The organism is Pseudoalteromonas sp. N1230-9 (genome assembly GCF_032716425.1).
GTDB lineage: Bacteria > Pseudomonadota > Gammaproteobacteria > Enterobacterales > Alteromonadaceae > Pseudoalteromonas.
In genome coordinates, this window is sequence record NZ_CP090419.1 from 1871962 (window position 1) to 1885278 (window position 13317).

General features: G+C 40.1%; 9 protein-coding genes. 2 read left to right on the top strand and 7 right to left on the bottom strand.

All coding sequences use genetic code 11. The annotated features are described in order from the left end of the window. Positions 1–7 precede the first annotated feature (7 nt). The 4 genes from LY624_RS08750 to LY624_RS08765 all read right to left on the bottom strand — a co-directional run bounded on the left by LY624_RS08750 (position 8) and on the right by LY624_RS08765 (position 6021). The gene (locus tag LY624_RS08750) at positions 8–3049 is read right to left on the bottom strand and encodes an ATP-binding protein (protein ID WP_341802794.1); all 3042 of its coding nucleotides are present in this window, start codon (positions 3047–3049) and stop codon (positions 8–10) included. Positions 3050–3223: 174 nt separating this feature from the next. Next, entirely contained in the window at positions 3224–4432 is a 1209-nt protein-coding gene (locus tag LY624_RS08755; RefSeq protein WP_341802795.1) for an ABC transporter permease, read from the bottom strand. Further along, positions 4425–5213, bottom strand: a complete 789-nt coding sequence (locus LY624_RS08760; RefSeq protein WP_130149924.1) for an ABC transporter ATP-binding protein — start codon at positions 5211–5213, stop codon at positions 4425–4427. Before LY624_RS08760 ends, LY624_RS08755 begins: the two co-directional genes overlap by 8 nt. Then, complete coding sequence (locus LY624_RS08765) at positions 5206–6021, bottom strand: DUF3025 domain-containing protein (RefSeq protein WP_341802796.1); 816 nt, start codon at positions 6019–6021, stop codon at positions 5206–5208. Before LY624_RS08765 ends, LY624_RS08760 begins: the two co-directional genes overlap by 8 nt. 111 nt (positions 6022–6132) lie before the next feature. Here LY624_RS08765 and LY624_RS08770 point away from each other — a divergent pair, with 111 nt between their 5' ends. Both LY624_RS08770 and LY624_RS08775 read left to right on the top strand, forming a co-directional pair. Further along, complete coding sequence (locus tag LY624_RS08770; protein ID WP_341802797.1) at positions 6133–7758, top strand: M28 family metallopeptidase; 1626 nt, start codon at positions 6133–6135, stop codon at positions 7756–7758. A gap of 72 nt (positions 7759–7830) precedes the next feature. Then, positions 7831–9003, top strand: a complete 1173-nt coding sequence (locus tag LY624_RS08775; RefSeq protein ID WP_341802798.1) for a putative manganese transporter — start codon at positions 7831–7833, stop codon at positions 9001–9003. 374 nt (positions 9004–9377) lie between these two features. Here the strand turns inward: LY624_RS08775 and LY624_RS08780 are convergent, their stop codons facing one another. The 3 genes from LY624_RS08780 to LY624_RS08790 are packed head-to-tail and all read right to left on the bottom strand — an operon-like array spanning position 9378 to position 13137. Beyond that, the gene (locus tag LY624_RS08780; protein WP_341802799.1) at positions 9378–10937 is read right to left on the bottom strand and encodes a dihydrolipoyllysine-residue acetyltransferase; all 1560 of its coding nucleotides are present in this window, start codon (positions 10935–10937) and stop codon (positions 9378–9380) included. Positions 10938–10945: 8 nt separating this feature from the next. Further along, entirely contained in the window at positions 10946–11923 is a 978-nt protein-coding gene (locus tag LY624_RS08785) for an alpha-ketoacid dehydrogenase subunit beta (protein ID WP_130149929.1), read from the bottom strand. Beyond that, entirely contained in the window at positions 11923–13137 is a 1215-nt protein-coding gene (locus tag LY624_RS08790) for a thiamine pyrophosphate-dependent dehydrogenase E1 component subunit alpha (protein ID WP_130149930.1), read from the bottom strand. Before LY624_RS08790 ends, LY624_RS08785 begins: the two co-directional genes overlap by 1 nt. Positions 13138–13317 lie beyond the last annotated feature (180 nt).

A 13317-nucleotide genomic window follows, 5' to 3' on the forward strand; every position in this document is an offset into this window, starting at 1 on the left:
CTAATATCTAGTCAGCATTAAGCCACATAACGAGTTTATTTCGAAGTGTGGCTTGTTTTATCGGCTTGGTAATATAGTCGTTCATACCTACACTCAGACACTTTTCTCTATCGCCTGCCATCGCACTTGCGGTCATGGCAATAATAACAATATCTTGAAAACGTTCTGTTGCGTTACCTTGCCTTATTTGTTTGGTGCAATCATAGCCGTTCATATTTGGCATTTGGCAATCCATCAAAATAAGGTCAAACTGGGTTTCGCTATTTTTAAGAACCTCCAATGCTTCAATACCATCACTAGCAGACTCGATATTAATGTTTGTATCGCGCAAAATAGCTTTACTTACTTCAATGTTGATCAGATTATCATCGACAATAAGTATAGAGCGATTGCAAAAATCAACATCTACAATTTCTTTTACTATATTATTTTTATGATTGAGTATTTGCTCATCATAGTTAAATAACATCGCTAGCCGATAAAGAAGCTCATCTTGTGTTATAGGCTTTGCTATCACTGTCGCATTTGTTGGTAAAGAGTATTTTTTTTCTAATGCGGACAAAGTGCCAATCACTAACAGTTTACTATTGCTATCTTGATTAGCGTGTTCAATAAAGTCACTAATTTGTGGGTGTTTTTGATCCACAATGATGAGATCAAATTGGGTTTTATTTCCCTTTTCTAATAAGGACCACGACGTTATATGTTGCTCTTCCAATTGAGTAAAAGATTTTAATAGGCTTATTAAGTTTTGCTTCAAAGGCTCGTACAATAAAGCAAGTGCTACTTTTTTATTCGCTAGTATAGCAGTTTGACTATTCGATTTACTTGGTTGACTGAGTGTCATCAAAACCGTGGCAGTAAAACAACTACCCTGACCTTTTTCACTCTCAACATCAATATCACCACCCATTAGTTGCGATAACTTGCGACTTATTGAAAGACCCAATCCGCTGCCGCCATAGTGCCTAGTTGTACTTGAATCTTCTTGTGTAAAAACATCAAATAGCTTTTGTTGGCTATCTTTTGATATACCTATGCCCGTGTCTGTTACTTTAAAAGTTAATAATACTTTACCATCCAGCATTTCTCGTTCACTGATATGTAAACTAACAAATCCTTGGTGAGTAAACTTAAACGCGTTACTGAGTAAGTTATTAAGTATTTGCTTTAAACGATGGCTATCTCCAACAAAGCCCCTGTGGCTAACTAAACTTGAATCAAAGAGCACTTCCAACCCTTTCTTTTGGCCTTGTACTGCCATTGATGTCATCAAATCATTACACACAGAAACAACATCAAACTCATGGTGATCTAAATCTAGTTTGCCAGCTTCAATTTTAGAAAAGTCTAAAATATCATTAATCAGAGTCATTAATGATTGTGCGCTACTGTTGGCGTAATGTAGGTACTGTTTTTGCTGAGTTGTGAGGGGCTCAATTTCAAGCATTTCTAGCATACCGAGTACACCGTTCATTGGTGTGCGTATTTCGTGAGAGATATTAGCAACGAATTGGCTTTTAGCCTTACTTGCGGCCAGAGCCTGCTTTGTTGCTTCTTCTAGCTCAGCTGTACGATTTTGAACTTTTTCTTCGAGCGTTTCGTTTAGTTGCTCAAGTTGATGTTGTGCCCTTTTTAATGAGTTAATATTACGAATTATTGCAGCGACTTGGACTTGTTTTTTAAGCGCATCAAAAATCGGGGCCAGAGTAATTGAGAAATAATGGCACTGTGTTTCATCTATATAAATGGCTTCAAACGAGCAGCGTTCATTATTTTTTATAGCTTGTGCAATTCCTTGAAAATCTTCATCATTGTAATTGAACAAGTTATCAAAATTTGTTTCCTTTTCTTTTATGCTAAAAAACTCTTTTGCAGTTTGATTGGCATTGCAAATAGTGCCATCAGGGGTAACCATAATAATTGCATCAGAGGAGCTTTCTATAATTTTGCTGTTTTTTTCTTTGAAAAAGCTCAATTCGAGTTTTCGGCTTATGTCACGCTGATAAATTATAAATAGCACGATCACAGCAAGAATAATCAAACATAGCATGGCTATGAATTTATAGCGTTTACTTTTAATCTCATGCAACATAGTCTGGGTATCAACAGACACTGCCAGTGTAAGTGGCTTCATATCAATACCATTAGAGAACTGAATAACTTTCTTTAAATAAAGTTTCTCTGGCAAGCTCATAAAATCGAAAATATCAATTTGATCCATCGCCTGATTAGTTGAAAACTCTTGCTTCCAAAATCGCGCATCCCCTAACTCAAAGCTAAAACGGTATGCTTCATTTGGGTGATAAATAAATTGCTGATCAGCATTAAGAAGGTAGACATCAAAAATATTTGCTGTGTTTTCAACTAATCCGTTTAAAAGATCATCGGCATAATAGTTGACGATCAGAACAGCAAAGGGCTCTCCGTACGGGTCACGTACTAATTTTGATACGCGATACGCACTCACATAGGGAATTTGTATATGACCATTCTCTCTATTGTAATTAATAGACGAAACATAAACATGACCATTGGGTAACCCCTTTGTTATTTGCATGTAGTCTCGATGACCTTTTAACTGCAAATCAGCTTCAGCTATGCGCTTTACTTCGCCATTAATATTATCAACCCTGACAACTTCTTTACCTTCCTGCCCAATGTAGATATAGCGAGCTTGTGCTAAGTCTTTATCTGTCACCATAAAACCACTGAAGATCTTAGCTAGCCTATCTTTCCATGCTGATATTGGTGTGCCAAGAACAGGATCAATATTCTTATCGTTTGTAGCGCGCATAATCGCCATAATCGGGGGAGTGGCGTCTAAGAAATTAAGCGCAGAAATATTTTCTCTAAGTGTAGAGGTAAACCTATCCTCTTTTGTGGTTAGCTCTCGTTTCATTTGCTCTAATGTACGAGCATACACATCTTCACGGGTATCAAATTCAAATTTTATTATCGCAACGCACGCAAGAGAGATCAAAACCAACAGAGCAACAAAAGGAAGCTTGTGCCGATAAAAGAAATTAGTTGCTTTAAGCAAATCCATTGAATTAAAAAGCCTTATTTACCATTATTCACAGAGTATAGGAGAATTTCATAATAAAGATGGGGTATAAATAAAAAATATTAATCAATAAGGATGTAACACAAGGTAACATATTGAAAATATTAAAAAAGCACCAAGGTGGTGCTTTTTTGTTAGGTAAAAACAATACGTCTTTTATCTAAATAAGACATCTTCTTTATTAAACCATTTAACACAAAATGCGAGTAATGCACCTGCCACAATCACTGTCGCTAGAAAAATTAAACCCACGAGTGTGTAATCGACTGTGCCTTTAATGATTTCTTTGATTGCAAGTGAAACGTTTGTCACTGGAATAAAGGCTGTTTTGCTAGTCAGTTCAATATTAGGCAAAACTGAAAGCACTATAGGGAAAAATACACCCATGCTAAGTGGCGCCATGTAGTTTTGTGCTTCTTTAAAGGTTCGCGCATAAATAGAAATGGCCAACGCTAATGAAGAGAAGATTGCAGCGATTGGCAATAACAATACAAAAATCAATCCTAAATCCAACACGGTTAAAGAACTAAATGCGTTTTTAACAACCGCTAAATCCACAAAAGCAATGGCTATTGATACCCACACCCCCATACTAAGTACCGTTATGGTAGTTGTCGCAATTGAAGAAGCAAGTAGGGTTACAAACTTACCTAACACAAGCTGCGTACGCGTAATTGGTGTAAGTAAAAGCGTTTCGAGGGTTCCGCGCTCTTTTTCACCGGCACCTAAATCAATCGCTGGATATGTTGCGCCAACTAGGACCAGAGGTATTAGTAGATAAGGAATAAATCCACCAATTTTCTCACCAAGGTTTTCACGTTTATCTGCGGTATCGACCTTAACTACTTTAATAGGCTCAATAATTGCCGCTTGTTGCTGCTCGGATACGCCAAAACTAAGAAGCTTAGTCGTGCGCAGTTTATCGCCATATTCTTTCGCAAGCTCCTTAACGCGGTCAAATAAAAAGTTAATTGCTTTAGCGTCGTTATACACAACTTGCCATTCGCTTTGCTTAGCGTTATCTAAAGTTTGCTTAGCGTCTGACGGCAAATAGATACCCATATCTATGGTGCCCGCTTTAACTGCTTTGGTAAGGTCCTCTACTGTATTAAAGGTTTCGTCACCTTTATATAAAGCAAAGCTCTTGTGGTAAAACACCTTATCAGTAAACTCTTGCGCGTAATTACCATTGATGATGGCGTAAGTATGGACCTCTTGTTCTGCCTCTAATGCTGCTTGTGAACTAATAAATGCCATTACAGCAAATAATAATGGAAAAACAGCAACCGGCAGTGCGACCACGAATATTAATGTTTTACGGTCACGTAACAGCTCTTTTAATTCCTTTTTAAATACTTCAAACATCACGATTCTCCGTCAAAATATTCATAAACGCTTGGTTTAGCTCTTCGCTTTGCCCAGTTTGTTTAAACTCATCCAATGTGCCATCAAAACAACTTATGCCTTGGTTTATCACCGCAACACGGTCACAAAGTAACGCAACCTCATCTAAATGGTGTGTTGAGAAAATGACCGGTGTACCTTGCTCTTTAAGGCCACGAATAAACTTAATGACGGTTTGCGTGGTCATGATATCTAAACCCGTAGTGGGCTCATCAAGAATAACCACATCAGGGTGATGAACAACTGCACGGGCAATATTGGCTTTTTGCTTCATGCCAGTAGATAAATTCTCAGCACGTTTATCAATAAAGTTGTGCATATCAAGTAAGGTGAAAAGCTCGTCACAACGAGCGGCTACCGCCTTTTTACTCATGCCATGTAAACGGGCAAAGTATTCAACGTTTTCTTTAACCGTTAAACGTCCGTATAAGCCAGTACTCCCTGATAAAAAGCCGATTGATTTACGGCCAACTAAAGGTTTTTTAACAATATCGTGACCAGAGATGGTTATTGTTCCTTCATCAGGCTTGAGCGCTGTTGAGATCATTCTAAGTGTTGTTGTTTTACCAGCTCCGTTCGGGCCTAACAAGCCCAACACTTCGCCTTTATTACAGTGAAAGCTGACCTCTCTCACGGAATGAAAAAACTGCTTGTCTTCTCGGGGATCAATATTATCCGTGTTATTTTTTTTATGATCTTTTGTTAGCTTAAACTTCTTTTTAAGCCCTGCTACTTCAATCATTGCGTTTCCTTCGTTTCGGCCTAAAGTAGTCCGTGTTATTATAAAATTCTGGGTTATTATTCTCAGCCCACCAGGCAGGTACACCTAACAATGGTAAGGGTGACAAATTTTTATTGTCTCGCAAACAATCGTCAACTTTAATCATCTCATAGAGACGTTGATCTATATATGCATACTGCTCGGCTAAATCTTTACAAAATATGTCATCAGGCACAACAATAAATAATGCTTTACCCGTTAAACCTATATAAGGTTGTGTAAGCATTTCGTAGTTAGCATGACCAAACATGTAAGGACGTATAGTTTTACCCCATAATTCGCGCTGTACTACAAATGCTTGCTGCCATTGATGGTCACGTAATTGCTGTTGCCAGCTTTGTTCGGTAATGGCTAATACAACGCCGCATTCATCAAACAAGGTAAGTGCATTTCTGTGTTTACTGCGCTCTTTTAGACCGTGCAGTTTAATTTCTTCAATGTGCTGATGATTAATCAGCGCTTTAGTTTTTGGGAATAGACACCAAATAAAACCACCGAATAGATCATGCCAATTCTGCTGGCGTGTGGGTACTTGCCCTGTTTCAAAAATTATTTGTTCATAATACCGAGTTTCATCTGCAAACTTTTCATCTTCAGTAAAACTAATGGGGATCCCTTGCGAAGTCGAGGCGGTTAAAAATTGATTAAACCATTCACATGATGGCCAATCAGACAACTTATCTATATTAAACAGTTTAACTAAATCAGCAAACGCACCGGTTGTAAGGTACTGCGTTGACCACTGTTCGGGGGCGGTGAATCGTTTCATTTCTTATAACATTTAACTTCTTGATGTATTGTGACTAGTTTACCGCAAAAACTGGTTCTCATTAATAGAACCTCATATACTAATGCTACCTTAAAACAAAAAAGATTGATTATGGAACGTTATTTTTCAATGACAGTAATAGCAAGCGCGATGCTTGTAGGCTGTGCTTCAACAAGTAACACCTCAAATGATGTAGCTAACGCTTATCAGAGTATAAATTCACAGCAGTTAGCTGAACACATTAAAGTGCTAGCCTCTGATGAGTTTGGTGGTAGAGCACCTTCATCAAAGGGTGAAGAACTTACTCTAGCTTATTTAACTGATCAATTTAAAGCCCTTGGTTTTCAACCAGGCAATGGTGATAGCTTTTTACAAGAAGTTCCGCTTGTTTCACTTGAAGCAGACTCAAACATGGTACTTACCATTGGTGGCAAAGATTACCAATACAAGAAAGATATGGTGATGGGTAGTAGCCGTATTAGTGCAAAACAAAGCATTAAAGACTCTGAGCTAGTTTTCGTAGGTTATGGTGTAAACGCGCCTGAATATAACTGGAACGATTACGAAGGCCTTGATGTTGAAGGTAAAACAGTTGTAATGCTGGTAAACGATCCGGGTTTTGCAACAAAAAACCCTGATTTATTCACCGGTGATGCAATGACCTATTACGGCCGTTGGACATATAAGTATGAAGAAGCAAGCCGTCAAGGTGCAGCAGGTGCAATTATCATTCATGAAACAGCGCCAGCATCTTATCCATGGTCTGTAGTTGAAAACTCATGGAGCGGTGAGCAATTTGGTTTCCAAAAAGAAAATAACAACATGGATCGTGTTGCAGTTGAAGGTTGGGTAACAACTGATGTCGCCAAGGAGCTATTTACAAAAGCAGGCTTAGATTTCGACACCATGAAAGAAAATGCTGCTAAAGGGGCTTATCATGTTGATATGGGCGACCTGACAGCAAGCGTTGAAGTAAATAATACGATTAAAAAGTCGATTTCGTATAACTTCATCGCGACTTTACCGGGTAGTGAAAAACCAAATGAACATATTATTTACTCTGCTCACTGGGATCACTTAGGTACAGATAAAACCCGCAAAGGCGACCAAATCTATAATGGTGCCCACGATAATGCGACAGGCACTGCAGGCTTAATTGAAGTTGCTGAAGCGTTCGCTACTTTACCACATCACCCTAGCCGCTCAATGACATTCTTAGCAGTGACAGCAGAGGAACAAGGTTTACTTGGCTCTAAATACTATGCAGCTAACCCTGTTATCCCTGCAAGCCAAACCGTTGCTAACATCAATATGGATAGCTTAAACCTGTTGGGTAAAGTAAAAGACATCAGTGTTGTTGGCATCGGCAAATCAGAAATGGATAGCTTGCTAGAAACAGCTGCCAAAGACCAAGGTCGCACTGTATCTGGCGATCCTAAACCGTCTTCAGGTGGTTACTACCGCTCTGATCACTTTGCATTTGCAAACATGGGTGTGCCAGCAATGTACGCTGGTGGCGGTAGTGAAGCGCTTGATGAAGAAACCGCTAATTACCGTAAACGAATGAGCTTAGTGCTTCGAGGTTGTTACCATCAACCATGTGATCGTTACCGTGATGAGTGGGATTTATCAGGTGCGATTCAGGACCTTCAGTTATTCTATCAAGTAGGCTTTGATATTTCAGAGCGTGAAGAATGGCCTAAATGGAATACAAACTCTGAATTCCAACGCAAATAAATGCAAATGAGATTGATTTTCATTTAAAATGATACTACAGTGTAACCTGATTAATTTTTTAGGTTGCACTGTATGTATTTTTTTTCCCAAACGAGGTTAGTTCCTCAAAAAGCGAGGTGTTACATTACGGATAATAAGCGCTTGTTCTTACCCTTTCTATTGCTTACTGCATTAGCGATACCTGCAACCCGTGAATTTACATTACAAGCATTGAGCGATGCTTTCTTTCAAGTATCGGTCTTTGTTGCTGCCACTTTATTAATTTATTATTATTTAATCGATCGCCTTCCACAATTACAGCTTAGCTATTTACGCGCAAAATCAGGCATTCTTGAAGTCAGCTTTGCTTCTATCTTAGGTGCTTTACCTGGCTGTGGCGGCGCCATTATAGTTGTTACTCAGTTTACCAAAAAGCAAGCTAGCTTTGGCTCCGTTGTAGCCGTATTAACTGCGACAATGGGAGATGCTGCATTCTTATTACTCGCCACTCGCCCTCTTGATGGACTATTAATGATGTTGATAGGAGTGAGTGTAGGTATTATTAGTGGTCAAATTGTTAATTTATTTCATTCAAGTTCAAGTTTTCAACCAAGTAATGCGACTGAGTATAATGAAGAGCCACAGTGCCAACCAAAGATACTCGAATATAGCCGCCCTGTTTGGAAGTTAGCTTTAATACCTAGTTTGATTATCGCTTTTGTCATCGCAACAAACACAGATACTCGCTTTTTCGGTGAAGGTCTTGCTAACATAATCACTGTTTTTGGCTCCTTGATGGCACTTTTTACCGTGATTGTATGGGCTTTATCTTCAAAAGGAGCAAGTTATAAGCAAGTAACTAGCGAAGAAGCCCCTTGCACTCCTCCATCAAAGCTTACTAAAGTGTTAATGGACACTCATTTCGTTACAGCATGGGTCGTTGCTTCATTTATGGTGTTTGAAATTTTGGTGAATGTGGCTGGCGTAGATTTAGCTGCATGGTTTTCAGAATATGCCTACTTAGCACCCTTAGTTGCTGTAGCAATCGGCTTATTACCTGGTTGCGGGCCACAAATTGTTGTAATGACACTTTATATTCAAGGGATTATTCCGTTCAGTGCGATGGCAGCAAATGCAATATCGAATGATGGTGATGCCCTATTCCCAGCAATTGCACTAGCACCAAAAGCGGCCTTAATGGCGACGGTGTATTCGACAATACCTGCATTGTTACTCGGTTATGGTTTGTATTTTTACGGCATATAGCAAATACAATATTTAGAATTAAAAAAACCAGCCGAGGCTGGTTTTTTAATGCTTACGAGGACGTGTTGACCTTTGTAGATTGAAATTTGTTCACTCTAGGGGCGATTTAATCGCGGCGCGAGATTTGTAACCTAGTGGGCTAAGTAAAAATCGAGCAAAGCTACCGCATCCTGCTCACGCCCCTTACCTACATCCATGTAGGTAACAAAGAGTTAATCGCCCCTAGGAAGAACCCGAAGGGCAGCGCGTGTTTGGCATTGATGCTGCGTTATCGCCTATTTATGGGGAACAACCACACTACATAGGCTCTGCCTTGCCTAAATACCAAACACACTGCTGCAAAATCAACCACAAAAGGTCAACACGCCCTAATGTTAGCTCATCGCCATCATCATTTTTGCAGGATCTTCTAAGTAAGACTTCCACAAGTTGTTGAAGCGAGCAATAGTGCCACCATCAATCACTCTGTGGTCGCCAGACCAGCTTACTTGCATTATAGCTGCTGAAATCACATTACCTTGTGCATCAAAACGAGGTAAGTGCTGCAGTTTACCTAAAGCTACAATCGCCACTTCTGGCTTATTGATGATCGGGGTTGCAATTGTGCCGCCAATCGCACCGATGTTCGAAATACTAATCGTGCCGCCTTTTAAATCATCGGGTGATACACGACCATCACGTGCCGCCTCTGTTAAACGCGTAACTTCGTTTGCAACATCTACGATGCTCTTTGACTGACATGACTTAATGTTTGGTACAAGTAAACCAATCTTAGAATCAACCGCCATACCGATGTTATGATCATCAAAGTAAGTCAGTTCACTGCAATCATCATTAACTTGTGAGTTAAGTACTGGGAATTGCTTAATAGCTAACGACAGTGCTTTGATAAAGAACGGCATCATAGTGAGCTTAACGCCCTGTTGCTTATACTGCCCTTTTAGCTCACTGCGCATTGCGATCAGTTTTGTTAGGTCAATTTCATCACAGAAAGTAAAGTGAGGAATTGTCGATACTGACGCAACCATTTGCTTCGCCATTGCCGCTTTAATACCTTTAATTGGCTCAACACGGCTACCACCAACAGAAGTTGATGATGAAGCTTTAGGCGTAGTATCTTGTGATACAGCTTGACTTGGCGCTTGATTCAAGAAATCTTCGATATCTTGCTTATAAATCCGGCCATTTTTACCCGAGCCTGGCACTTGCGTTAAATCAACATCAAGTTCACGCGCTTTACGACGAACAGCAGGTGAAGCAACCGCTTTTTTGTTAAGTTGTTTTTCAACTTTAGGGGCTGTTTTTTCAGCCGGCTTATTCGCAGCATTACTTTGCGCTTTCACTACCGCAGAACTCACATCTGGCTCTGCGCTTTGTCCTGCAATACTCATTTGGAATAATGGGCTGTGAACCGCTGCAATATCACCTTTTTTGTAATAAAGCTTTTCGACTTTACCTGTGTATTTAGCCGGAATTTGCACCAGTGCTTTGTCTGTCATTACATCACAAACCGCTTGATCTTCAATGATTTCATCACCTTCACTGACTAACCACTCCACGATTTCACACTCAACGATACCTTCACCAATGTCCGGTAAAATAAAGTCCTCTAACTGTGTTCCTGAGGTTGAAGTTTGCGATGTTGGTTTTACTGGCGCATCCTCAGCGGTTTCAACTGATTGGCTTGGTGCTTCGCCATCAACATCCATAGCAAATAATGGCGCATGAACTTTAGCAATATCACCTTTTGCATAATAAAGTTTACTGATCACCCCATCATGGACAGCTGGAATTTGCACAAGCGCTTTGTCGGTCATCACATCACAAATTGGCTGATCTTCTTTTACAGAATCGCCTTCTGCAACTAACCATTCAACGATTTCACACTCTACGATGCCTTCGCCGATATCTGGCAAGATAAAATCTTTAGACATACTGACTCCTAAAACTCTACTGATTGCTTAATCGCAGCAAGCACTTTAAGTGCATCCGGCACATATTCTTTTTCAAGTGCTAATGGGTATGGCGTATCTAAACCACACACGCGAGCAATTGGCGATTCAAGATGTAAAAAACACTCTTGTTGAATTGTTGCAACGATCTCTGCACCAAAACCATTGGTGATTGGTGCTTCGTGGCTAACCACTAAACGGCCCGTTTTGATTACTGATTTCGCAATCGTTTCTACATCCCACGGTAAAATGGTGCGTAAGTCGATAACTTCACAGCTAATGCCTTGCTCAGCTGCTTTTTTAGCGGCATCTTCGATGATTTCCATCTGTGCACCCCAAGCAAGTAAAGTGACATCAGTGCCCTCTTGCACGATTTCAGCTTTTCCTAGCTCGATGCTGTAATCTTCTTCTGGTACTTCACCTGTTGATGCGCGATACAAACGTTTCGGCTCAAAGAAAATAACAGGGTTGTCATCTTTAATTGATGCACGAAGTAAGCCTTTTGCTTGATAAGGATTACGTGGCACAACTAACTTTAAACCCGGTGTATGAGCAAAATAGGCTTCTGGTGATTGTGAGTGATATAAACCACCGGCAATACCACCGCCGTATGGAGTACGAATTGTTAAGTTGCCTACATTGAATTCATTACCACTACGGTAACGGAATTTAGCTGATTCATTCACGATTTGGTCAAATGCAGGGAAAATATAATCTGCAAATTGAATTTCAGCTAAAGCAGGTGCACCAAATGCCGCTAAACCATTGGCAAAACCTAAAATACCTTGCTCAGTTAACGGTGTATTGAACACACGATGCTTACCATATTTTTCTTGCAAGCCAGATGTAGCACGGAATACACCACCAAAATAACCAACGTCTTCACCAAAAATACAGGCATTTGGATGCTCAGCCATGGTGATATCCAGGGCAGAGTTAATTGCATGAAGCATGTTCATTTTAGCCATTACTTTAATCTCCCTGCAGTAGTTGGATAAGCATCAGGATGCTGCAAAATATGCTCTTTTAGTTGTTCGTATTGTTTTTGCAGTGATGGAATTGGCGTATCGTAAACATCTGAAATAAGCTCTTCTAATGCAGGTTTTGCCACTTTTTCAGCACGCTTAAGAGCCGCTAAAATTTCTTCTCGAATTGTTTCTTTGTCTTTAGCGTCTTGCGCTTCGTCTAACCAACCTTGTTTTAATAACCACTTACGGAAACGCTCAATTGGACAGCCTTTATGTTTTGCTTCTTCGTCTTTTGTACGGTAGCCGCTTGGGTCGTCACTAGTCGAGTGAGCACCTAAACGATATGCAATTGACTCGATTAAAACGGGTTCGCCTTTAGTCGTTACTATTTCACGGGCTTTTTTCGTTGCAGCATAAACTGCAAGTGCGTCAGCACCGTCAACGCGGATTGTTTTAATGCCGTAACCAACACCACGTGATGCAATTCCATCACCTTTAAATTGTTCATCAGCAGGTGTAGAAATCGCATAACCATTATTACGAGCAAAGAAAATCACCGGCGCTTCATGAACAGCAGCCATGTTTAAACCAGCATGGAAATCACCTTCAGAGGCAGCACCTTCACCAAAGTAACAAATAGTAATGTTATCAATCGTGCTATTTAACTCGCCGGTTTGGGCATCAACATGACGCACTTTCTGACCGTACGCATAACCTGTTGCTTGCGGAATTTGTGTACCAAGCGGTGATGAAATGGTCATGTAGTTAAGTTCGCGTGAGCCATAGTGGATTGGCATCTGGCGACCTTTACCCAAATCTTTTTCATTTGAGAACATTTGGTTCATGAATTGGTCAAGGCTAAAGCCACGATAACGTAAAGCGGCTTGTTCGCGGTATTGGGCCATGATCATGTCGTTTTGATCAAGCGCTGCTGCTGATGCTGTTACAGCTGCTTCTTCACCTAAACATTGCATATAAAAGCTAACGCGACCTTGTCGCTGGGCAGCTTGCATACGCTCATCAAGAGCACGAATAAAACGCATTGTCTCGTATAGATGGATTGCTGTTGCTTTGTCGATATCAGGTGCGGTTGCACCCTCGTAGATGTCGCCTTCCTCATTAAGAATACTTAATGTAGGAATTGTTAATGCGTGACCATCAATAAATGACAGTTCATGATTAATGTTTAGCGATACGTTATTTGGATTACTCATAACCTACCTTCTTTCGTTGTCAGAAACCTACGCCACTGCCCTTATTTGTGTTTTTATCAGCTTGAGCTGCAAGGATAAAGTTTGCGCAATATTCAATCAAATTAAATTAAACTGCCGTCACTTTACGTTAACGTAAGTTGTTATTCAACTAATCATAGACGAATAGTCGATAAATGGCTA

Bases quoted from the DNA above. Each gene is read 5' to 3' on its own strand.
- LY624_RS08780 (WP_341802799.1), bottom strand. From the start codon at position 10,937: ATGTCTAAAGATTTTATCTTGCCAGATATCGGCGAAGGCATCGTAGAG.
- LY624_RS08790 (WP_130149930.1), bottom strand. From the start codon at position 13,137: ATGAGTAATCCAAATAACGTATCGCTAAACATTAATCATGAACTGTCA.
- LY624_RS08760 (WP_130149924.1), bottom strand. From the start codon at position 5,213: ATGATTGAAGTAGCAGGGCTTAAAAAGAAGTTTAAGCTAACAAAAGAT.
- LY624_RS08750 (WP_341802794.1), bottom strand. From the start codon at position 3,049: ATGGATTTGCTTAAAGCAACTAATTTCTTTTATCGGCACAAGCTTCCT.
- LY624_RS08765 (WP_341802796.1), bottom strand. From the start codon at position 6,021: ATGAAACGATTCACCGCCCCCGAACAGTGGTCAACGCAGTACCTTACA.
- LY624_RS08770 (WP_341802797.1), top strand. From the start codon at position 6,133: ATGGAACGTTATTTTTCAATGACAGTAATAGCAAGCGCGATGCTTGTA.
- LY624_RS08775 (WP_341802798.1), top strand. From the start codon at position 7,831: ATGTATTTTTTTTCCCAAACGAGGTTAGTTCCTCAAAAAGCGAGGTGT.
- LY624_RS08755 (WP_341802795.1), bottom strand. From the start codon at position 4,432: ATGTTTGAAGTATTTAAAAAGGAATTAAAAGAGCTGTTACGTGACCGT.
- LY624_RS08785 (WP_130149929.1), bottom strand. From the start codon at position 11,923: ATGGCTAAAATGAACATGCTTCATGCAATTAACTCTGCCCTGGATATC.